The following is a 21,772-nucleotide window of genomic DNA, read 5'->3' on the forward strand; positions in this document are numbered from 1 at the left end:
ATGAGCTTGGTGCCGTCGAGGGGCGGCCAAGGAATCGGCCAGGTCCTTTTTTTCAGTAAGGATCCTTTGCCGGTAAGAGGGGATCAGAGCTGGTCGGCCAGCAACCGGTTGTAGACGCAGCGCAGCTCGGTCTGGAAGGTCTCGGGGTCAATATCCGGATTCTGCTTGAACAGGTCGATCCACCAGTTGTTGACCGATCTGATCCGTTTACGAGCTATATCTGCGCCCGACCTGGTCAGAGCAATGATATTGACCCGATGATCGGCAGGGTTCTGTTCACGGCTGACCAGGCCCAGGGCTTTTAAAGCTTTCAGGTCCCGGGCCAGCAGGCTGGGGTCTACACACAGGTCCCGGGCTATCTGGCGCTGGCTGAGGCCTGGATGATCGTAGAGATATACAATCAGATCACCTTGGGTGCCCCGTAAGGTGGAGTCACCTGTGTACCGGCTGGCATCGTTGCGTGCATGCCGGTAGATTCCGGCTATGCAACTGCTCAGGTTGTGGTAGTGACTCTTCTTCAACATCGTTGCTGCCCCCTAGCTGGTAAGGATGATCACAGAGTTCGGCGGGCATGATTGACCCATGGACCCCTTCGGCGCCGTTCCCCTTCCAAGTCTCTTTCCGACAACTCCCAAGCTTCTGCCCGGCACGGACGACGCATTTTTCATCATATCAATACCGTCGACACCATGGGGATGGTCCACGATTCAGACACCGGCCAACCAAGCCATGATTTCCCTGGTGTCGATCCTGCTCGAAGTCTTTCAGTGTCGATTATCCAGGGATTTGCCGCCTGCTCCAGGCTTGTGGGCTAAAAAAGTGTCGCTTTGTCCATCCAAACAGGTAAGCACCTAACAGGGCGGGGTTGGCCGTGGTCGGGGACTATCACCGTCATTGCTCAACGGTGTGCTAGAATATTCCTTTTCGCCACGGGATCTGGAAAGGATCGGCATGCGGGTATTGGACTTCGACGGCACCATCTACGATGGCGAAAGCCTGCTTGACTTCTACCTGTTCACTGCCCGCAAAGATCCACGGGTGCTACACTACCTGCCGATTGCCCTCTTCTATGCCGTCCGATACCGCCTGGGCCGGGTCACCCTGGAGCAGCTGGACTCGGCCATGCGTCGGGTGGGCTCGCGCTACCTGCGTCTGCTGACCTCGCGTCCTGGCTTTGACATGGACCTGCTGGTCAGCCAATTCTGGGATGCCAACATGCACAAGATCATGGATTGGTACACCCCCCAGGCCGACGACGTGGTGGTGACCGCCTCCTTCGATCTTGTGGCGGGGGAGGCCTGTCGTCGACTGGGCATCACCCGGTGCATCGGCTCCACCCTGGATTTGGAGTCCCTGACCGTGGGCTATCTCAACTTTGGACCCGATAAGCCTCTGCACTTTCAGCGGATCCTGGGTCAGGAGACGGCCGTCGACGCCTTCTATACCGATTCAGCCTTTGATTTGCCCATGATTGATCTTGCCAGACGGGCCTACCTGGTCGAGCATGGCCGTGTTCGCCGCATCAAATAGGCAGGCTGGTCGCCATGGCTTTTATCAGTTGGTTCATGATTCGAAGGGAAAGGCCAATCCCCACTGGCGGCGCAGTGAGTCCATGAGCCCCATGATGCGCAGGGTGTCCTTGTGGGGCATCTGGGCGCACTCGGTCTTGCTATCCAGGATGGCCTGTGCGGCGCTGGCCACCTCGTACTCATAACCGGTAAGCTGGTCAGGGATGGGGTAGTGCTTCTTCGGCTTGTGATCAGCGTCGTACAGGTCGATGGACTCCACATTGTTGATATTGATGCACTCCAGGTAGCCTCGGTCTCCCCAGATGTCGCCGGTCCGGTCGCTGGCTGAGACCATGGAGCTGGTCGCTGCGCCCATGGATCCGTCCTGGTAGAAAATGGTCGTGGAGTTCTGGCTGTCGACGCCTTCCGGACTGCGGACCCAATCCGTGCAGATCCGTTCGATGGGCTTGGGTCCCATGACCATGTCGATGAAGTTGAGGGGGTAGACGCCTACGTCGAGCAGGGCGCCTCCGGCCAGGGCCGGGTCGGTCATTCTGGCCTTGTCCACGGTCACATATCCGAGGTTGGCGGTGACCGTTCTGACGGTGCCGATTCCACCTGAGGAGACGATGTCGTCGATGATGGAGCGCGAGGGCATGTATCTGGTCCAGATGGCCTCGGTGCAGAGCAGACCGGTGCTCTCGGATGTCTCGATGACCTGCCTGGCCTGAATGGCGTTAGCAGCGAAGGACTTCTCGACCAGCACGTTCTTTCCCGCCTTCATGCAGGCGATGGCCTGCTCGGCATGGAGGCTGTGAGGCGTGGCGATGTAGACCAGATCCACATTAGGATCGGTCAGGAGCTCCTGGTAGGAGCCATAGGAATGTGGGAATCCATATTTTTTGGCGAATGCAGCTGCGCGATCCCCATCCCTGGAGGCCACGGCGTAGGGGGCGACCAGATGGCTGTATTGCCGGTCTTTGGACATCAAGACCACTGTCTTGGCCAAAGCATTGGCTATCCGTCCGGCACCGAGAATGGCGAAGTTGACCCGCATGCCCTTCTGCTCAGCTTCTCGCCGCTTGCCGTTCAATCTGCTCATCCTTGGCTCCTTCGTTTGGATTGCCGTTTTTTGTGATGGCCTCATACAATTTCCGCAGCGTTTCCCTGGCATGGTGTGCATCCAGCTGGCACTCCCAGACCGTGAAAACCCGCCAACCCATGGCTTTAAGCTTTTTGCCCTGCTCCTGATCCCGCAATCGGTTCCTCGTCAGCTTTGTGGTCCAATACTCTACATTGGATTTGGGAATGGAAAATCTGTCGCAGTCCTGATGCATGTGCCAGAAACAGCCATTGACGAAGACCATTGTGCGCCACTTGGGCAGAACCACATCAGGATGGCCCGGATACCTCTTGTCGTTCTTGCGAAACCGCAGACCGCGCGAGAAGAGGTAGGACCGGACCCGGCGCTCTATTGATGTCTCCGTGCCCCTGATGCGGGACATGGTATAGCTGCGTGTGCCGGGCTGGAATCTGCTGGGTGTCTTTTTTGAAACCATCCCCGGCATGGCTCAGAGGATTTCGACGCTGTTGATCAAGACCGGCTCAAGGGGACGGTCGCCTGAGTCGGTGGTCACGGCATCCAGCTTGTCGACCACCTTCCGGGAATCCTCATCGGCAACCTGTCCGAAGATGGTGTGATGTCCGTTCAACCAGGGGGTGGGCACAGTGGTGATGAAGAACTGTGATCCGTTGGTGCCGTGAGTTTTTCCTGTGACGGGGTCGCGGCGTAGCCCTGCATTGGCCATGGCGAGCTTGTAGGGTTCCTCAAAGGTCAGGGATGGGTCGATCTCATCGTCAAACTCGTAGCCGGGGCCGCCTGTGCCGGTGCCGAGCGGGCAGCCGCCCTGGATCATGAAGTCCTTGATGATCCGGTGGAAGGTCAGACCGTCGTAGAAAGGGTCCTGCCGCTTCTGGCCCGTCTCGGGATCGGTCCACTCTTTGCGGCCTGAGGCCAGATCCAAGAAGTTGGCTACGGTTTCAGGTGCCTGATCGCCAAAGAGATCCAGGCGAATATCGCCCTCTGAGGTATGCATGATGACTGTGCTCATACCTATAATTCTTTCATAAGACGGCGACGCGAACCGAGGATCCGAAGGGCATCAGGGCCAGGCGGGCCATCTTGAAAGCCTGCAGACCGAAGGGTATGCCCACCACGGTCAGCATGGTGACCAGTCCGGCCACTAGATAGGCCAGGGCCAGCCACCAGCCGCCCAGGATAATCCAGAGCAGGTTGGCCAGCCATGATCCCAGTCCGCCTCCGTAGATGACCTGTCGGCCAAATGGGGTCAAGGTCAGGCGCGCCATCTTGAAGGCCTGGAAGCCCAGGGGGATGCCTACCACGGTCAGGCAGAGCGCGATGCCTACCAGGGTCCAGGCCAGTGCGATGGCCAGTCCTCCCAGCAGCAGCCAGCAGATGTTGCCAATCAGGCGCATGTAGGTCCTTCCGTCAGGGTGGCGGTGACGGCCTTGGCGCAGGCGGTCACCTTCTCGATGATGATGGTCAGTCGTGTCTGCCGTTGCTCGGGAGCAAGCTTTTGGTCCAGGGCATCAATCAGTCGCATACCGGATTGGACGATGCCTCGCGTCACCTCCACACCCATGGCCGGATCTGCTGGCCGCAGGGCTGTCCATGCCTGGATCAGCGGCTGGTTGACCTGCCGGTGGAAGTCCAGCAGGGCTTGGATTTGCCGGTCTGTGGACTGATCGTTCCTTGGGGCGGGCTCATGGGAATTCGAGGGGTTGCCGTAGATCAGGGCCTGGCGTAACTGCTCGTCGTGCTGTTCGGCGTAGAGGTTCATCAGCCAGCCGTGTCCGTGCAGTCCGGCCTGTTCCAGATTGGTGCGGGTCCAGACCTCGACTGTTCGGCGCGGGTCGTCTGTCGTACCCAAGGCCTGGTCCAGGGCCTGGCCCCAGTCGGGTAGGTGCCGCTCCATGACCATGTCGCAGAGCTGGTCGGCATCCCGGGCGTAGCGGTAGAGGGAGTTCCGGGCCAGATTGGTGCGTCGAGCCACCTCGGCCATGGTCAGCTGGCCGCGTCCGCCGGTGCGCAGGATGGCTTCGGCGGCGGTGATGATCTGGTCCAGGGTTTTGGCGCGGTGCTCCTGGAGCGTGGATTCGCGGATCCTGGGCATGGTCCTCCTTGCTCCGACCTACTGGGTGCAGTGATGATGAGTCGAGCTCAGCCGGTTATGTGGCATATGATATGGCCTCTTTGAAGCTGTGCCAAACTGCAAAGGCCTCTTTAGCCTGCGGCTTGTCCGCGCTGAGTGAACTTGCCAGATGGGTTTTTGCGACGTATAGTCGCAAAAATATTTGCAGACCAGGGTGAGGGGAAGATCTGATGACCGGATCGGCAAGCATAGACGTGAAGAAGGGCAGTATGAAAGGCAGCCAAGAGTCCCAGGAGGCGGCGCCGCCATGGCGCGCCCTCTGGGTGTTGGCCCTGGGGCTGGCCATGATTGTGCTGGATTCGTCCATCGTTAACGTCTCCATACCCTCCATCATCGCCGCCATCCATATCAACCTGGCTCAAGCCCAGTGGGTTACAGCCCTCTACAGCATCGTGCTGGCAGCCCTGCTCCTCCCTTCCGGTCGTCTGGGGGACATGATCGGACGCAAGCGAATCCTGCAGGTGGGCACGGTCATCTTTGTGCTGGGTTCCGTCTTCGCCGCATCGGCTTCTTCTGGCGCACTGCTGCTTCTGGCTCGGCTTGTTCAGGGAATCGGTGGCTCCTTGGTCATGCCATCCACCCTGTCTACCGTGTCTGCCACCTTCCGGGGCCGGCACCGGGCCACTGCATTCGGCATCTGGGGGGCCGTCATGTCTTCCGCTGCGGCGGTCGGCCCCTTCCTGGGCGGGGCTTTCACCAGCACTATCGGTTGGCGGTGGATCTTCCTGGTCAATTTGCCCCTGGGACTGATCGTTTTCCTGGCCAGTGCAGCCTTTGTGCCTGAGACCAAGTCTGCTCCCCGGCAGACTGGTGACCGGTGGGGGATGCTTGCCGACTGGAAGGGCATACTCCTTTCGGCTCTTGGGTCGGCCCTGGTGGTCTTTGCGCTGATCGAGGGGCAGACCTATGGCTGGTGGCGTCCCCGCGCCGCACTTGAACTTGGCCCACTGTACTTATCCACATCGGCGCCCCTGTCGCCGGTTCCGGTCAGTTTGCTTCTGGGATTGGCCCTGCTGGCTGCCTTTGCGCTGACCGAGCTGACCAGGGCGCGCAAGGGCAAGATAGTCATCCTGGACGTGTCCATGTTCGCCATCGGTACCTTCGGCTGGGGCAACCTTACGGCCGCCATCGTCAACGCTGGTCAGTTCGCGGTCATGTTCATCCTGCCCCTCTACCTGATCAACGCCAGAGGCCTGAGCCCCCTGGGGGCCGGATCCATCCTGGGCGTCATGGCCCTGGGATCAGTTGTGTCCGGCGGTCTGGCCCGGGTGGTCTCAGCCCGTCTGGGAGCCGGCGGCACGGTGCAGACGGGTCTGCTGATGGAGATTGTCGGCGTGGCCCTGTCCATTCTGCTCATGCATGGGTCGATGCCGGTCTGGCCCATGACTCTGACACTGATTATTTACGGTGCTGGTCTGGGCTTCGCCTCGGCGCAGCTGACCAGCCTGGTGTTGTCCGGTGTCCCGGTGGCCCAATCCGGCCAGGCTTCGGCCACCCAATCCACCATCCGTCAGTGGGGGACTGCCCTGGGCGCCGCAGTCTCCGGTTCCGTCCTCTCACTTGCTCTGAGCCTGGTACTGCCAAGACATCTGACGGCCCTCAAGGGAATCTCAGCGCAGGTGGCCGATGGCCTGGTCAAATCGGTTCAGACCTCTGCAGGAAATGCCATCGTCGGTCTGCGAGCTCAGGGTACCCGGGGCCGGTTGGGAGCACTGGGTCCTCAGGTGACTCATGCCCTGACCGAAGGATTCACCCAAGGCGCCCAGTGGGCTATGGGCTTCGCAGTTCTTTTGCTGCTCCTGGGGCTAATCGCTTCAGTGCTGGTACGCCGGGCCGCCCGCAAGGCTGGTGCCGATAAGGTCTGAAGGATCCGCAAGCCCGTCTTTTCTGTATCGGTCCCCACTTGGGACTGTCTGCCCGTGGGCCGGCCCTGACACGGTTTAGAATCATGGGTATGGGCATACAAGAGGAACAGCCGCGGCAGGATGGCGATCTGCTGGTGGCTCTGGCTCAGATCGACACCTGTGTGGGCGATCTTGACGGCAACGCCGATATTATTCTGGATTACTCCAGAAAGGCAGCGGAGCAGGGGGCGACCCTGGTGGTCTTTCCCGAGATGAGCCTGACCGGTTATCCAATCGAGGACTTGGCATTTCGGGCCAGCTTCCGTCGGGCCGCCTGGTCTCGTGCCGACCGTCTAGCCAGGGAGCTGGAGGAACAGGGTCTGGGCTATCTCTATGTGATCGTCGGGACCGTTGGCACCGATACGGATCAGGACAGGCCTCGCAATCGGCTGGTAGTCCTGCACCAGGGTCGGGTCGAGGCTGGCTACGACAAGCACTTCCTGCCCAACTACGGGGTCTTTGACGAGTACAGGATTTTCACCCCGGGGGATAGGACCGTCGTCCTGGAGATGCGGGGGCACCGGATTGGACTGGCTATCTGCGAGGACATATGGCAGGAGGGCGATCCCATCAGCGACTTGGCTGGCCGGGACATCGACCTCCTGGTGACCATCAATGGCTCCCCTTTCGAGGAGGGCAAGGGGCATGTCCGTTACGAGCTGGCGGCTCGTCGGGCCAAGCAGGTTGGCGCGCCTCTGCTCTACCTGAACCAGGTAGGCGGGCAGGACGACCTGGTCTTTGACGGCGGCAGTTTCGTGGTGGACCGGGATGGCAACCTGCTGGAGCGCTCGCCCAGGTTCGTCCAGAATCTGTCCACTTGGACCCTGCCTGGACGTGGGGAGCACCCTTTGCCCAGCGAGTCCTGCATGGCCGAAGAGATGCCTGGGGACGAGGAGGTCTATCGGGCCTGCGTTCTGGGTCTGAAGGACTATATGGCCAAGAATCACTTCACCAGCGTCTGCCTGGGGTTGTCGGGCGGGATCGACTCGGCCCTGGTGGCGACCATGGCCGCCGATGCCTGCGGAGGGGAGCATGTGCGCGGCATCTCCATGCCCAGCCGCTACTCTTCGGAGGGCTCCCGGGATGATGCTGCCGATCTGGCCCAGCGCCTGGGCTTGCGTTACGTGGTCCAGTCAATAGGCCCTGAGTTCGACGCCTTCCAAGGGCAGCTACATCTGGAGGGGGTTGCTGAAGAGAATCTGCAGGCCCGGATCCGCGGTGTCATCGTCATGGCCTACGCCAATGCCGAGGGGCTTCTGGCGCTGGCCACAGGCAACAAGTCCGAGCTGGCCTGCGGCTACTCAACTATTTATGGTGATGCGGTCGGCGGCTACGCGCCCATCAAGGATCTGCTCAAGACTCGGGTCTGGCAGCTGGCGCGATGGCGCAACGCCCAGGCTCGGGCACTGGGCAAACGTGAGCCCATTCCTATCAATTCCATCGTCAAGCCACCCTCGGCCGAGCTACGCCAAGGGCAGAAGGACTCTGATTCTCTGCCAGACTACAGCCTGCTTGACAAGGTTCTGGAGTCATACATCGAGCATGCGCATGGTCGGGCCGATCTTCTGGCCGACGGATTCGATCCTGACACAGTCGACACGGTCATGCGCCTGGTGGATCGGGCCGAGTGGAAGCGGCGTCAGTACCCGCTGGGACCCAAGGTCACATCTCTTGCCTTTGGCCGGGACCGTCGGCTGCCCGTCACCAACGCTTTCAAGGAGTGATCGCCATGGGGTCCGAACAGGTGCAGACGGCCTGGTATTTCAATACCGTCACAGGCGAACCTGAACAGGGCAAGCTGTCTCCGCAGGACAGGCGGATGGGCCCCTACCACAGCAGGCAGGAGGCCCTTGATGCCTGGAAGATCGCCAAGCACCGGAACAAGGAATGGGATGAAGAAGACCGCCGCTGGCGACAGGCCTGGGATGGAGACCCGAGGGAACAGTCATCAGCTGACGGATGAAGCCTGCACTGGGTTGTGCTCTTGGATTGGCGACCAGTGGACTGAGCAGCCAGGCAGGACCGGCACTCAGACGGTGCGCCGGGTGATCCTGGCAGCACTGGGTTCCGAGTGTGATATAACTCACGTCACCATCTGGTTTTCCTTGGTACGCCGCACCCTATACTTGAGAACGACAGTGGTGTGAGGAAGCGCCATTGACCATATCAACAAGGAGTTGAGTATGACAGCAGTTGAGACTAATACCGTCTCTCCCGCAGAGCTGCAAGCCAAGGCTTGGAAGGGCTTCAAGGGCGAGGACTGGAAGAAAGACATCGACGTTCGCGACTTCATCCAAAAGAACTACACCCCGTACACCGGTGATGAATCCTTCCTGGCGCCGGCCACCGACAAGACCAAGTATCTGTGGAAGTATCTGGATGACAATTTCCTTGCCGTAGAGCGCAAGCAGCGCGTCTACGACGTGGACACCCATACTCCGGCGGGCATTGACGCTTTCCCTGCCGGATACATTGACGGCAAGCCTGCCGGCGAGACTCAAGACGATGTGATCGTCGGCCTGCAGACCGACGTGCCCTGCAAGCGTGCGATGATGCCCTTCGGCGGCTGGCGCATGGTTGAGCAGGCCATCAAAGAGGCAGGCAAGGAGCCTGACCCTGATGTCAAGAAGATCTTTACCCGGTATCGCAAGACCCATAACGATGGCGTCTTCGACGTTTATACCAAGAGGATCAAGCTGGCCCGCCACAACAAGATTCTGACCGGTCTGCCCGACGCTTACGGCCGCGGCCGCATCATTGGCGACTACCGTCGTGTGGCCCTGTACGGCGTCGACGAGCTGATTGCCCGCAAGAAGGCTGACAAGGATTCGATTCCTTACCGCAACGACTTCACCGAGGAGGAGATCGAGCATTGGATCCGCTTCCGTGAGGAGCACGCGGAGCAGATCAAGGCTCTGAAGCAGCTGCTGAACCTGGGCAAGGAGTACGGGCTGGATCTGAGCCGTCCTGCCACGAATGCCAGGGAAGCCGTCCAGTGGACCTATATGGCCTACCTGGCCTCGGTCAAGAGCCAGGACGGCGCAGCCATGTCCATCGGCCGCCTGTCCGCTTTCTTCGACGTCTACTTCGAGCGCGATCTGGCCGCTGGCCTGATCGACGAGACCGATGCCCAGGAGATCATCGACAACATCGTGATGAAGCTGCGCATCGTGCGTTTCCTGCGGACCAAGGACTACGACAACATCTTCTCGGGCGACCCCTACTGGGCCACCTGGTCCGATGCCGGCTTCGGCGACGACGGCAGGCCTATGGTCACCAAGACTTCCTTCCGCCTGCTGGCCACCCTGACTTTGGAACACCTTGGACCTGGCCCCGAGCCCAACATCACCATCTTCTGGGATCCGAAGCTGCCCGAGGGCTACAAGCGCTTCTGCGCCCGTATCTCCATCGACACATCCGCCATACAGTACGAGTCCGACAAGGACATTCGCGCCCATTGGGGCGATGACGCGGCCATTGCCTGCTGCGTGTCTCCCATGAGGGTCGGCAAGCAGATGCAGTTCTTCGGCGCCCGCGTCAACTCCGCCAAGGCCCTGCTCTATGCTATGAACGGCGGCCGTGACGAGATGACCGGCATGCAGGTCATCGACAAGGACGTGATCAAGCCTGTCACCCCCAAGGAAGACGGCTCCCTGGACTTCCAAGAGGTCAAGGACAACTACGAGAAGGCCTTGGAGTGGCTGAGCGAGACCTATGTCGAGGCTCTGAACATCATCCACTACATGCATGACAAGTACGACTACGAGTCCATTGAGATGGCCCTGCACGACAAGGAGATCTACCGCACCCTGGGTTGCGGAATGTCGGGCTTGTCAATCGCCGCTGACTCCTTGTCGGCCATCAAGTACGCCAAGGTCTACCCGATCTACAACAAGGATGCCAAGGGCACCCCGGAGTATGTCGAGGGCGCTGACGACGACCTGATCGTCAACTACAAGACCGTAGGCGAGTTCCCGATCTACGGAAACGACGACGATCGCGCTGACGACCTGGCCAAGTGGACCGTGTCCACCGTTATGGGGCAGATCAAGCGTCTGCCCGTCTATCGCGGCGCTGTGCCGACCCAGTCCATCCTGACCATCACTTCCAACGTGGAGTATGGCAAGAACACCGGGTCCTTCCCCTCCGGCCACAAGAAGGGCACCCCGTACGCTCCCGGCGCCAACCCCGAGAACGGCATGGATTCGCACGGCATGCTGCCCTCCATGTTCTCCGTCGGCAAGATCGACTATGACGACGCCCTGGACGGCATCTCGCTGACCAACACGATCACCCCTGACGGCCTGGGCCGCGACGAGGATGAGCGCATCAACAATCTGGTAGGCATCCTGGACGCCGGCAACGGCCATGGGCTCTACCACGCCAACATCAACGTCCTGCGCAAGGAGCAGCTGGAGGATGCCGTCGAGCACCCCGAGAAGTACCCGCACCTGACCGTGCGCGTCTCGGGCTACGCCGTCAATTTCGTCAAGCTGACCCGCGAGCAGCAGCTCGACGTGATCTCCCGCACCTTCCACCAGGGTGCGGTGACCGACTGATCGCCCTTGTGCGATAGTCAACCGTTGATGAGACGGTGAATCATGGGGCGGGGCGCACCAAGGCCCCGCCCCCTTTTTCGTCTTTTTCAGGAGGATCCGATGACGGAGACCACCATCTTCCATACCACACAGCCGCACATGCTCAAAGAATCCAAGGTCTACCAGAGCCAGACCCTGATGGGCGGCCTTTCGGGGTTCGAATCGCCCATTGGACTGGACCGGCACGACCGCATGAATGCCCTGCGCACGGGCGACATCGGATTTGTTCACTCCTGGGACATCAACACTTCAGTGGACGGGCCTGGCACGAGGATGACCGTCTTCATGAGCGGATGCCCCCTGCGCTGCCAGTACTGCCAGAACCCTGACACTTGGAAGATGCGCGATGGCCAGCCCGTATACCTGCAGGCCATGATCGACAAGGTGGCCCGCTACCAGGATCTCTTCAAGAGCACGGGCGGGGGAATCACCTTCAGCGGTGGCGAGTCCATGATGCAGGCAGCCTTTGTCTCACGCGTTTTTCGAGCCGCCAAGGAGATGGGCGTCCACACCTGCCTGGACACCTCAGGATTCCTCAATCGCAACTACACCGATGCTATGATTGACGATATTGATTTGTGCCTGCTGGATGTCAAATCCGGCGACGAGGCTACCTACAAGAAGGTCACCGGCGGAACGCTGGCCCCCACAATCGAATTTGGCAAGCGTCTGGCTGCCCGTGGCAGCAAGATCTGGGTCCGCTTCGTGCTGGTGCCCGGGCTGACCGACTCCGAGGAGAACGTCGAGAATGTCGCTCGGGTGTGCGAACAGTTCAAGGATGCCATTGAGCATATTGACGTGCTTCCCTTCCATCAGCTTGGACGGCCCAAGTGGCATGAGTTGCGCATTCCCTACCAGCTGGAGGATACCAAAGGTCCCTCTGCGGCTCTGAAAGATCGGGCCAAGAAGCAGCTGGAGGCCCACGGCTTCGTGGTTTACTGAGCCTCAAAACCCAATTTGGTAGCAGAGTGGGCCTAGGAGAAATACGAATAATCGTCTTGTGACTCCCCACGGCAGATGTCGTGGGGAGTTCTGTTTGCTAGAGTCAAGTCAAGCCGGCCAATCAGCGAATGACAGACTCGCTAAATGTCAGACTCACTGGATGACCGGCGCGCTGAATGACCGTCTTGGTAAATGGTCGACCCTGCAAATCGATAAATTGTCGACGAAGTCTACTTAGCAAAGGGTCATCGGTGGGTTGAGGCCATGGACTATGCTTTCAGGCGTGTGTTTTCCGGGCCGATCGGTCCGGTGGCGTGATGGAAGACAAACTAAAAAAGAGGTTGAGCGCAGGTGACCACGGAACCTAAGACGCAGCTGCTTTCAGAGCCCGCCCAGGGTGTGCCGTCGGTCATCGACGATCTTGCCGGATATCGCCGGGCCTGTCGAATGCTGTCCCAGGGGAGCGGTGCGCTGGCAGCGGATGCTGAACGGGCCTCGGGCTTCCGCTATGGCCACGACGACTACCTGGTCCAGTTCAAGCGTCAGGGGGCTGGGATATTCCTGCTGGATCCACCGGCTCTGATGCAGGCGGGCTGTGACTGGTCGGAATTCAATAAGGCTGTTGATGGGGCTCAGTGGGTCATTCATGACTCCCCTCAGGATCTGCCTGGCTTCTATGCATTGGGCATGAGGCCCTCATCGCTTTTCGACACCGAGCTGGCGGCCAGGATGCTCAACCTGGGTCATTACGGCCTGTCTGCAGTGACTGCGCACTATCTGGGGCTGACGCTGGCCAAGGAGCACTCAGCCGCAGACTGGTCCTACCGCCCGCTGCCGCGTGATTGGCGCAATTACGCCGCCTTGGACGTGGAGTTGCTGGATCAGATGCGAACGCGCGAGCTGGAGGACCTGCGCCATCACGGTAAGGATGAGTGGGCTAGGCAGGAATTCGCCTGGCTGCTGGAGCAGGGCAAAATCCCAAAGCCGGAGCCTGAGCAGCCCTGGCGGCATATTTCGCATATCAACGCCCTGCACAACGACCGTCGCGGCCTGGCTGTGGCCCGCTCGCTGTGGACCACTCGAGACCGGCTAGCCCGGCGCGCTGACATCGCTTCGACGCTGCTTCTGCCCGACAAGGCCATCATCGAGGCCGGCAGGCTCAAGCCGCACAACAACGCACAATTTCGGTCCATCCGGTCCCTGAGCGAACGGGTCAGGATTCACACCGGCGGCGAGCAGGACCGCATGTTCGAGCGCTATGCGCCCATCCAGCGCCGGATCAAGCCTTCGGTCTGGAAGCAGGCCATTCTGGAGGCGCTGAGTCTGCCTACCGAGGAGCTTCCGGTGCCTCCCAAGCCGCGGCGTGAGGAGACCAACGCCCCAAAGTCGATGCAGGTCTGGCGGCACCGTCACCCGGACCGGTTCGCTAGGCTGGAGGCGGCGCGCAGGGCGGTGACTGGAGTTGGACGCCGGACCAACACCCCCGACGAGATTCTGATCAAGCCCCGCTACCTGCGCAACCTCTGCTGGACTGACCAACCGGAGAAGCGGGATGTGGCCGACTTCCTGCGTCAGGAGGGTGCCCGCCCTTGGCAGGTTTCGCTCCTGTCAGAGTCTCTGACTCGCGCTATTATGTAACGGTTGCCTTACTGGCAGATCAAACGGTTTGGATGAATTGGAGCGCAGCGTGAAAATCAGCGTCAGAAACCTCGAGCCCACCAAGGTCAGGCTCACCATCACCGTCGATCCCGATGAGCTGAACCCCTACCTGGATCAGGCCCGTAAGGAGATCGGCAAGCAGGTGACCATTCCCGGCTTCCGCAAGGGCCATGTGCCCGGACCCATCATCGATCAGCGCATGGGCTTTGCCAGTGTGGCGGGCGAGGCCGTCAACGCCGGCGTGCCCGAGCTTTACTCCAAGGCTCTGGAGGAGAAGCAGCTGCACGCCATGGCACAGCCGCAGATCGATGTCAAGGACATTCCTTCCTCGGCCGGGGATGACACCAAGCTCAAGTTCACTGCTGAGGTGGAGATCCGTCCCAAGTTTGAACTGCCCGACATTGAGGGCATGGAGATTGAGGTCCCCAAGCCTGCTATCACCGACGAGGACGTGGACAAGCGTCTGGACAACCTGCGTCAGCGCTTCGGCACCTTGGTCAGCGTGGATCGTCCCGCCACCAAGGGTGACTATGCCAACATCGATCTGGATGCCGTCATTGACGGCGAGTCCGTGGACTCCCAGCAGGGGGTCAGCTACGAGCTGGGCTCCAACACCATGCTGGATGGTCTGGATGAGGCCTTGGACGGGCTGTCCGCCGGGGAAGAGACCACCTTCGAGGGCACTCTGGAGGCCGGCGAGCATCAGGGCGAGAAAGCCCAGATCAAGGTTAAGGTCAACTCGGTCAAGGCCGAGGAGCTGCCCGACCTGGACGACGATTTCGCCAAGGAGGCCTCGGAGTTCGAGACCCTGAAGGAGCTGCGCGAGGATGTGCGCAAGCAGTGCCAGGTGGATGCCGAGGGTCGGCAGGCCACTGACGCCCGCGATGCCTTCATTGCCAAGCTCCAGGAGGGCTTGGACATCCCGGTGCCCAAGGGCATCAAGAAGTCCATGGTGACGGATCAGCTCAAGAACACCGGCAAGGATCCCGACAAGGCCAGCAAGGACGAGAAGGCCGAGGCCGAGCAGACCGTGGAGAAGGAACTGCGCGACCAGATGACCTTGGACGCCCTGGCTGAAAAGCTGGGTATCACGGTCAGCCAGGCCGACGTGACCAACTTCCTGGCCTCCATCGCCCAGCAGTACGGCATGGACCCCAGCGCCTTCATCAACGGCATCGTCCGCAACGGCCAGCTGGGTTCGGCTGTGCAGGAGGTCGGCCGCTCCAAGGGCATGCTGGCTGGCATGCGGGCCGTCACCTTCAAGGATCCCGATGGCCAGGAGGTGGACCTGAGCCGCTTCTTGGGCGAGGATGAGCCCGAGACCCAGGAGGAGCAGGACGAGAGCGTCCAGGCTGCCTCCGCTGCGGCTGAAGTGGCCGACCAGCTCTCCCAGGATCAGGAGTAGCTCACAAATCGCAACGAACAGGGCCGCACCCAGTGGCGAAACAGCCTGGGTGCGGCCCTGTCGTAGCGGTTGCGCAAAGAGCAGAAAGACCGTGGCCGCGTCGATTGCGGGGGCTACTCTCAATACAGATACGTTTATCGAAGGAGACAGGGTGAACAACTCATTGGCAACCAGTCCCGTGATGGAGGAAGGGGAGGCCCCTACGCCGACCGATCCCATCTTCAACCGACTGCTCAAGGACAGGATCATCTGGCTGGGGGACGAGGTCAAGGACGCCAATGCCAACGTCATCTGTGCACAGATGCTGATGCTGGCGGCCGAGGATCCCAAGAGGGATATCTGGCTCTACATCAATTCGCCTGGCGGCTCCATTACAGCCGGCATGGCCATCTACGACACTATGCAGCTGATCGAGCCTGACGTGGCTACGGTCGCGGTCGGCATGGCGGCCTCCATGGGTCAGTTCCTGCTCTCCAGCGGTGCCAAAGGCAAGCGTTTCGTCACCTCCCATGCGAGGGTGCTCATGCATCAGCCCTCGGGCGGCGTCGGAGGCACGGCTACTGATGTCAGAATCAACGCCGAGCTGATCATGGATATGAAGCGCACGCTCTCCCAGCTGACGGCCGAACAGACCGGACACACCCTGGAAGAGATCTACCGCGACAATGAATATGATCACTGGTTCACGGCCCAGCAGGCCTTGGAATATGGCTTCGTCGACCGGATCGTGACCACCCACGGCACTATGACCGCAGATCAAGGGAAGTGAGCACTCCACATGGCATCTGAAGAAGCGCAATTCGTAGCACGGGCCCGTCGACTGGCTGGCCCTCGCGGCCTGGCCGCCATGCCTGCCGACCGCTATGTGCTGCCGCAGTTCGAGGAGCGCACCCCTTACGGCTACAAGCGCCAGGACCCCTACACCAGGCTTTTTGATGACAGGATCATCTTCATGGGCGTCCAGGTGGATGACACCTCATCGGACGACATCATGGCCCAGCTGTTGGTTCTGGAGAGCCAGGATCCCAACCGCGATGTGATCATCTACATCAACTCGCCGGGGGGATCCATGACGGCCATGACCGCCATCTATGACACCATGCAGTACATCAAGCCCGATGTGCAGACTGTCTGCCTGGGCCAGGCTGCCTCGGCTGCTGCTGTTCTTCTGGCGGCCGGCACCAAGGGCAAGCGTCTGATTCTGCCCAACGCCCGTGTGCTCATTCACCAGCCGGCCATGGAGCAGGACTTCGGCAAGGCCACCGAGATTGAGATCCAGGCCAAGGAAATGCTGCGTATGCGCACCTGGCTGGAGGAGACCCTGGCCAAGCACACCGGTCAGGATGTGGAAAAGATCCGAAAGGACATCGAGGTGGACACCATTCTGACCGCCCAGCAGGCCAAGGATTACGGAATGGTGGACGAGGTCCTGGAGCACCGCAATTAGCTCTGGTGACTGCGCGCATGGTTGATCGTCCGGATGGCGGCGGGACCTTGGGGCCCACGGCCTCCGGACGTTTTTGGCATCATGGATGATGCCGGTCAAATATGATTTCGGCGATCCTTGCGGATCCTCCAGGAAGGGAGAGCCATGGGCCGTGTGGTCAGCTACAATGACGGACTGAATCGCTGCGAGTTCTGCGGCAAGAACGAGCACCAGGTGCGCCGTCTGGTCAAGGGGCCTTCCTGCGCCATCTGCGACGAATGCATACGCCTATGCGCCCAGATCATCCAGGAGGATATGGCCAAGGATGCCGCCGATCAGCGGGTGTCTCTGCCTGCGCCCTCAAAGATATTCGGCTATCTGAACCGGTACGTCATCGGCCAGGAGGCTGCCAAGCGCACCCTTTCGGTGGCTGTCTACAACCACTACAAGCGCGTCAATATGGACTTGGGCGACCGTGGCCGTGTTGCTGACGCTACATTTGAGCGAAAGGATGCAGCTCCACGCGTCCAGGTGGACAAGTCCAACATCCTGCTCATGGGCCCCACCGGCGTGGGCAAGACCTATCTGGCACGAACCTTGGCCACCATCATGAACGTTCCCTTCGTCATTGTGGATGCCACCAGCCTGACCGAGGCGGGGTATGTGGGAGAGGACGTGGAGTCCGTCCTGCAGGGGTTGCTTCAGGCTGCCGGCGGCAACATGGATCTGGCCCAGCGGGGGATTATCTACATCGACGAGATCGATAAGATCGCCAGGAAGTCTGGCGAGAACACTTCCATTACACGTGATGTATCCGGCGAAGGGGTCCAGCAGGCCCTGCTCAAGATTATCGAGGGCACCCGGGCCCGTGTGCCGGCACAGGGTTCGCGGCGGCATGGGGATGTCCGTACTGTCGTCATGGACACGGCCAACATCCTCTTCATTTGCGGCGGCGCCTTCGTCGGCCTTGAGGAGATCGTCCGCCGGCGGCTGGGTCTGCGGGAGAGCGGCTTCTCGGCTACTCAGGGAAGCGATAGAGTGCCCGACGACGGGGTCATGAGCCAGGTCAGGGCTGAGGACTTGGAACGGTTTGGCCTCCTTCCCGAGTTCGTGGGGCGGTTGCCGGTCATTTCCACCTTGGAGCCGCTGAGCGCCGATGAGTTGCGGCGGGTGCTGACCGAACCGGATAATGCCCTGGTCAATCAGTACCGGCGCATGTTCCTGGATGACGGGGCCGATCTGGTCTTCACCGATGCCGCTCTGGACCGTGTTGCTGCCATCGCTCTGGAGCGCAAGGTGGGTGCTCGCGGGCTGCGGGGAATCATCGAGCGCACCCTTGAGGCGACCATGTTCGAGTTGCCCGACAGGACGGATGTCTCCCGTGTTGTGGTGGATGCCGATGCTGTGGATGGGACGGGATCGCCCCAATATGAGACCGGGCAAGGCTTGGCCGCAGTTTCTGGTCGTCGTTTGGCCTAACTCGACCACGATGAGTACCGCTGTTGGCCGGGCCCGATAGGATGATCATTGATGCCGGAAGGGAGGCCCCATGGGTGCTCGTAGCGCTGTCGTGGTCACGCACAGCCGGGTTCGGGCAAGCGGCCATCTGGTTGACGAGGTCGAGGAACAGCTGCGCCGGGACGGATTTCGTGTCTCGATTTTCGACAACATCGCCGTCCCGGAATTCGGCAGCCCCAGCCAAAAGGTGGCCGACGACACCGAGATCGTTATCGTTCTGGGCGGCGACGGGACCATTCTAAGGGCTGCAGAGCTGGTCAAGGGTACCGAGGTGCCCATCCTGGGGGTCAATCTGGGTCACGTGGGGTTCCTGGCGGAGTTCGAGAGCTTCCAGATAGGGGAAGCCATTCGGCGGGTGGCCGATCATGACTATTCCATTGACGAGCGCATGGTGGCCCATGTGGACCTGTGGATACCCGGAGCCGATCGGCCACTGAGCGACTGGGCCCTTAACGACATGACCCTGGAACGGTATGATCGGGGCAAGATGATCGAGGTATCGGTCAGAGTAGACGATGTGGAAATGAGCTCCTTCGGCTGCGACGGCATGATTGTGGCTACACCGACCGGATCGACGGCCTACGCTTTTTCGGTGGGCGGGCCTATCGTTTGGCCTGATGCGCAGTCGCTGCAGATGGTGCCCATAGCTGCCCACGCCCTTTTTGCCCGGTCCCTGATCATCGGCCCAAATTCGCAGTTCACCCTGGATATTCTGGGTGATTCCCAGTCGGCTGGCTGGATCTGCAATGACGGGCGCCGTCAGCGGCCCGTGCCCAGGCGGTCCCGCATTGTGGTGCGGCAGTCCCACGACATCCTGAGGCTGGCCAGGCTGTCCGGGGTGCCCTTCACCAGACGGCTGGTCTCCAAGTTTGACCTGCCGGTGGTCGGCTGGAGGGAGCAGCATCGCCCCTCGACGGCTGAGAAGGGGCAGGACCAGGGGGACCCGCAGGAGTCAAACAAGGAGCACTGATGCTGGAAGAGCTGGAAGTCCGGGACCTTGGTCCCATCCATCATGCCCTGCTACGGCCTGCCGCTGGCATGACGGCCATCACCGGGGAGACCGGGGCTGGCAAGTCCATGCTGCTCAACGCCATCAGGCTGATCTCGGGGTCCGCCGCCCGTCCTCAACTGGTGTCGCCTGGAGCACGCGAGTCCTGGGTCCAGGGGATTTTCGATGCTGTAGCGGCAGGAGCCGAGGATCCAGTGACCGCTGCCATAACCGATGCGGGCCTGCCCTTGGAAGATGAGGGGCAGATCTTCTTGGCGAGGACCATGCCTGTCAAGGGGCGTTCCCGTGCCGCCCTGAACGGCAGGAAGGCTCCTCGAGGCCTGCTGGAGGAGGTGGCTGGAATGCTGGTTACCGTTCATGGCCAGGCGGATCAGATGCGTATGGCCAGTCCTGCCCGGCAGCGCGATTTTTTGGATGCCTATGCCGGTGACGGTCCGCAGCTGGAGGCTTTTTCCAAGGCCTGGAGGCAGTATCGACAGGCCCAGGGCCATCTGGAGGAGCTGCGCAACCAACAGTCCGGCGCTATGGCCCAGGCTGATTATCTCCGTGAATCCATCGCCCGGATCGACCGGGTAGACCCCCATTCCGGCGAGGATCGCGAACTCAAGGCTCAGCGGGACAGAATCGAGCACGCTGCTCAGATCAGCCAGGGTGTCATGTCCGCACTGTCCGCTTTGGACTCTGGCCAGATCGACCCTGACGCCGACGCTCCATCGGCCACGGCCCTGGTAGAACGAGCCATTGCCGCCCTGGAGGACATAGGTGTGGAGGGGGTCTTTCAGGAGTCGGCCCAGCGGCTGCGCTCATTGAATGCCGATCTGTCTGACCTGGTCTTCACCCTGAGCAGCCAGCTGGATGACGAAGGCCAGGAGGGCGATCTGGACAAGATTAACGCTCGCATTCACGATCTGGATGAACTCACCCGACGCTGGGGACCGGACATCGACGACGTTCTGGCCTGGCGCAAAAAGGCTGCATTTGAACTTGAGGACATGGATGCCTCACCCGAGAAGCTGGAGGAGCTTCAAAGCCAGGTTGAGCAGTTTCGCGGAAGCGCTTTGAAGGCTGCCCGGGCTCTGTCTGTCTCACGGGCCAAGGCTGCACGAAGGCTGAGCGAACTTGTCGACGGTGAATTGCACTCCCTGGCCATGGCGGGCGCTGGGTTGGAGATCCGTGTCAGACCACGCCAGGACCAGGACATGGATGTGCATGGTCTGGACCAGATCGACTTTCTCTTCAGGCCATATCCTGGGTCGGATCTTCTGCCCATGGGCAAGAGCGCCTCGGGCGGCGAACTCAGCCGGCTCATGCTGGCCTTGGAGCTGGTGGCCGCCGAAGGCCATGACTCATCAGGACCTGACGAGCCTGGTGATGGACATACTAGCCTTGATCCCCAGGTCGGCGGACCGACGATGACCTTCATCTTCGACGAAGTGGATGCGGGCGTCGGCGGTCGAGCTGCCGTGGAGCTGGGTCGTCGTCTGGCCAGATTGGCCGTCACCGCCCAGGTGATTGTGGTCACCCATCTGCCGCAGGTGGCTTCCTGGGCAGATCGACAGTTCGTCGTGGCCAAAGGCCGGGAGGGCGGCGATGCCGTAGAAACTCTGGTCCACCAGGTAGAGGGCGAGGACAGAGAGCGGGAAATCGCCCGGATGCTGGCTGGCAGCGAGTCCACGACCTCCCTGAGGCACGCCCGGGAGCTCCTGTCCTCCAGCAGGTTCCAGGCCCGATAGGTCTGGTTGCTGCCTGTACTTTGTCGCGCCAATGTCCGTCAATTCAGTGACTTTGACAAGTTTTAGCGACATTGCTGCCTTTTGTGGCCTTGCCGCTGCTGCTCGACATCCGTCATTCTGATGCTTTGAAAGTAGGTAATTGACTGTAGATGACCGTGTGGTAACACCCATGCTGGATCTTCATAGATGACACCGTATCCGCCCTCGGCATGAGCAATGCGGCGATGACCTGGTCCAAATGAATTTTGCCCGAAGTTGTGATCAGCCGGGTCTTAGCACTACAGAACCGTATCCATTAATTCCCGAACCCCGTCCTTGGAAGATCAGCAGCGAGTTTCTCTTCGTGATTGAACTGTTATAGTGTATACATGAACACTGGTACAGCCCAGCCAAGGTCGTGCCGACGATCAATGAAAGGGGCTTGGATGAAGCTGATCATCTCATCCCTGTCCGGACAGCCGATATATCGGCAGATTGAGGACCAGATACGTTCGGCCATCCTGACCGGAGACCTGAAAGCGGGAGAGGGACTGCCTTCCCTGCGACATCTCTCACAGGAGCTCAGGGTGTCCGTGCTGACCGTGACCCGCGCCTATACCGAACTTGCTCAAGAGGGCTTGGTGGAGAACATTCAAGGCAAGGGTACCTTCGTGGCCGACAGCGGCGACCAGGTCATGCGGCAGCATCTGGAGAACCGCGTGCAGTCCCTGCTGGGGGAGGCGGTCGATACGGCTCGTCGGGCCGGCATGAAGCCGGACCAAATTCGCGGCCTGCTCGACGGCCTGCTTGGCAACAGGGGTCCTGGACCCGCGTCCGGAGAAGGAAAGGAATAGCAGC

The 21,772-nt window shown here is 60.7% G+C and carries 20 protein-coding genes; 14 read left to right on the top strand and 6 right to left on the bottom strand.

The features are described from left to right. Positions 1-83: 83 nt before the first annotated feature. Positions 84-524, bottom strand: coding sequence for a MarR family winged helix-turn-helix transcriptional regulator (locus GYM67_RS03665; RefSeq protein ID WP_220237165.1), 441 nt, complete (start codon positions 522-524; stop codon positions 84-86). Between the two features lie 427 nt (positions 525-951). Here GYM67_RS03665 and GYM67_RS03670 point away from each other — a divergent pair, with 427 nt between their 5' ends. Next, positions 952-1,530: a haloacid dehalogenase-like hydrolase gene (locus GYM67_RS03670; protein ID WP_220237166.1), complete on the top strand. Its 579-nt coding sequence runs from the start codon at positions 952-954 to the stop codon at positions 1,528-1,530. 33 nt (positions 1,531-1,563) lie between these two features. Here the strand turns inward: GYM67_RS03670 and GYM67_RS03675 are convergent, their stop codons facing one another. Genes GYM67_RS03675 through GYM67_RS03695 form a run of 5 tightly spaced genes read right to left on the bottom strand, consistent with a single transcriptional unit; the run spans position 1,564 to position 4,702 of the window. Then, the gene (locus GYM67_RS03675; RefSeq protein WP_220237167.1) at positions 1,564-2,610 is read right to left on the bottom strand and encodes a Gfo/Idh/MocA family protein; all 1,047 of its coding nucleotides are present in this window, start codon (positions 2,608-2,610) and stop codon (positions 1,564-1,566) included. Continuing rightward, the gene (locus GYM67_RS03680) at positions 2,576-3,067 is read right to left on the bottom strand and encodes a very short patch repair endonuclease (RefSeq protein WP_220237399.1); all 492 of its coding nucleotides are present in this window, start codon (positions 3,065-3,067) and stop codon (positions 2,576-2,578) included. The genes GYM67_RS03675 and GYM67_RS03680 overlap by 35 nt, the downstream gene beginning before the upstream one ends. Positions 3,068-3,079: 12 nt before the next feature. Continuing rightward, entirely contained in the window at positions 3,080-3,619 is a 540-nt protein-coding gene (locus tag GYM67_RS03685) for a peptidylprolyl isomerase (protein ID WP_220237168.1), read from the bottom strand. Between the two features lie 13 nt (positions 3,620-3,632). After that, positions 3,633-4,004 carry a YccF domain-containing protein gene (locus tag GYM67_RS03690; RefSeq protein WP_220237169.1) on the bottom strand — a complete coding sequence of 124 codons (372 nt, stop codon included), beginning with the start codon at positions 4,002-4,004 and terminating at the stop codon, positions 3,633-3,635. Beyond that, positions 3,995-4,702 carry a TetR/AcrR family transcriptional regulator gene (locus tag GYM67_RS03695; RefSeq protein ID WP_220237170.1) on the bottom strand — a complete coding sequence of 236 codons (708 nt, stop codon included), beginning with the start codon at positions 4,700-4,702 and terminating at the stop codon, positions 3,995-3,997. Before GYM67_RS03695 ends, GYM67_RS03690 begins: the two co-directional genes overlap by 10 nt. A 209-nt stretch (positions 4,703-4,911) precedes the next feature. On the opposite strand from GYM67_RS03695, the gene GYM67_RS03700 reads away from it, so the two are divergent. The 13 genes from GYM67_RS03700 (at position 4,912) to GYM67_RS03760 (ending at position 21,768) form a co-directional block, all read left to right on the top strand. Further along, positions 4,912-6,606 (top strand): MFS transporter, encoded by a 1,695-nt coding sequence (locus GYM67_RS03700; protein WP_220237171.1) that lies wholly within the window; start codon positions 4,912-4,914, stop codon positions 6,604-6,606. An 89-nt stretch (positions 6,607-6,695) separates the two neighbouring features. Continuing rightward, positions 6,696-8,369, top strand: a complete 1,674-nt coding sequence (locus GYM67_RS03705) for an NAD+ synthase (RefSeq protein ID WP_220237172.1) — start codon at positions 6,696-6,698, stop codon at positions 8,367-8,369. A gap of 5 nt (positions 8,370-8,374) precedes the next feature. After that, positions 8,375-8,608 carry a hypothetical protein gene (locus GYM67_RS03710; RefSeq protein ID WP_220237173.1) on the top strand — a complete coding sequence of 78 codons (234 nt, stop codon included), beginning with the start codon at positions 8,375-8,377 and terminating at the stop codon, positions 8,606-8,608. Positions 8,609-8,828: 220 nt separating this feature from the next. Further along, entirely contained in the window at positions 8,829-11,204 is a 2,376-nt protein-coding gene (gene pflB, locus GYM67_RS03715; RefSeq protein ID WP_220237174.1) for a formate C-acetyltransferase, read from the top strand. Positions 11,205-11,303: 99 nt separating this feature from the next. Beyond that, positions 11,304-12,185: a pyruvate formate-lyase-activating protein gene (gene pflA / locus GYM67_RS03720; protein ID WP_220237175.1), complete on the top strand. Its 882-nt coding sequence runs from the start codon at positions 11,304-11,306 to the stop codon at positions 12,183-12,185. A gap of 351 nt (positions 12,186-12,536) precedes the next feature. Next, on the top strand, positions 12,537-13,823 hold the full coding sequence (locus GYM67_RS03725) for an HRDC domain-containing protein (protein ID WP_220237176.1): 1,287 nt from the start codon (positions 12,537-12,539) through the stop codon (positions 13,821-13,823). Positions 13,824-13,872: 49 nt separating this feature from the next. Beyond that, on the top strand, positions 13,873-15,249 hold the full coding sequence (gene tig / locus GYM67_RS03730) for a trigger factor (RefSeq protein ID WP_220237177.1): 1,377 nt from the start codon (positions 13,873-13,875) through the stop codon (positions 15,247-15,249). A 181-nt stretch (positions 15,250-15,430) separates the two neighbouring features. Beyond that, entirely contained in the window at positions 15,431-16,018 is a 588-nt protein-coding gene (locus tag GYM67_RS03735) for an ATP-dependent Clp protease proteolytic subunit (protein ID WP_220237400.1), read from the top strand. Positions 16,019-16,027: 9 nt separating this feature from the next. Further along, positions 16,028-16,696 carry an ATP-dependent Clp protease proteolytic subunit gene (locus GYM67_RS03740; protein ID WP_029678946.1) on the top strand — a complete coding sequence of 223 codons (669 nt, stop codon included), beginning with the start codon at positions 16,028-16,030 and terminating at the stop codon, positions 16,694-16,696. Positions 16,697-16,840: 144 nt separating this feature from the next. Further along, positions 16,841-18,154, top strand: a complete 1,314-nt coding sequence (clpX, locus tag GYM67_RS03745; protein ID WP_220237178.1) for an ATP-dependent Clp protease ATP-binding subunit ClpX — start codon at positions 16,841-16,843, stop codon at positions 18,152-18,154. Positions 18,155-18,224: 70 nt separating this feature from the next. Then, positions 18,225-19,163: an NAD kinase gene (locus tag GYM67_RS03750; protein ID WP_220237179.1), complete on the top strand. Its 939-nt coding sequence runs from the start codon at positions 18,225-18,227 to the stop codon at positions 19,161-19,163. Continuing rightward, complete coding sequence (locus GYM67_RS03755; RefSeq protein ID WP_220237180.1) at positions 19,163-20,935, top strand: DNA repair protein RecN; 1,773 nt, start codon at positions 19,163-19,165, stop codon at positions 20,933-20,935. Before GYM67_RS03750 ends, GYM67_RS03755 begins: the two co-directional genes overlap by 1 nt. A 425-nt stretch (positions 20,936-21,360) precedes the next feature. After that, the gene (locus GYM67_RS03760) at positions 21,361-21,768 is read left to right on the top strand and encodes a GntR family transcriptional regulator (protein WP_220237181.1); all 408 of its coding nucleotides are present in this window, start codon (positions 21,361-21,363) and stop codon (positions 21,766-21,768) included. The last annotated feature ends 4 nt before the right edge of the window (positions 21,769-21,772 follow it).

This window comes from Bifidobacterium asteroides (assembly GCF_019469425.1).
Lineage (GTDB): Bacteria > Actinomycetota > Actinomycetes > Actinomycetales > Bifidobacteriaceae > Bombiscardovia > Bombiscardovia asteroides_I.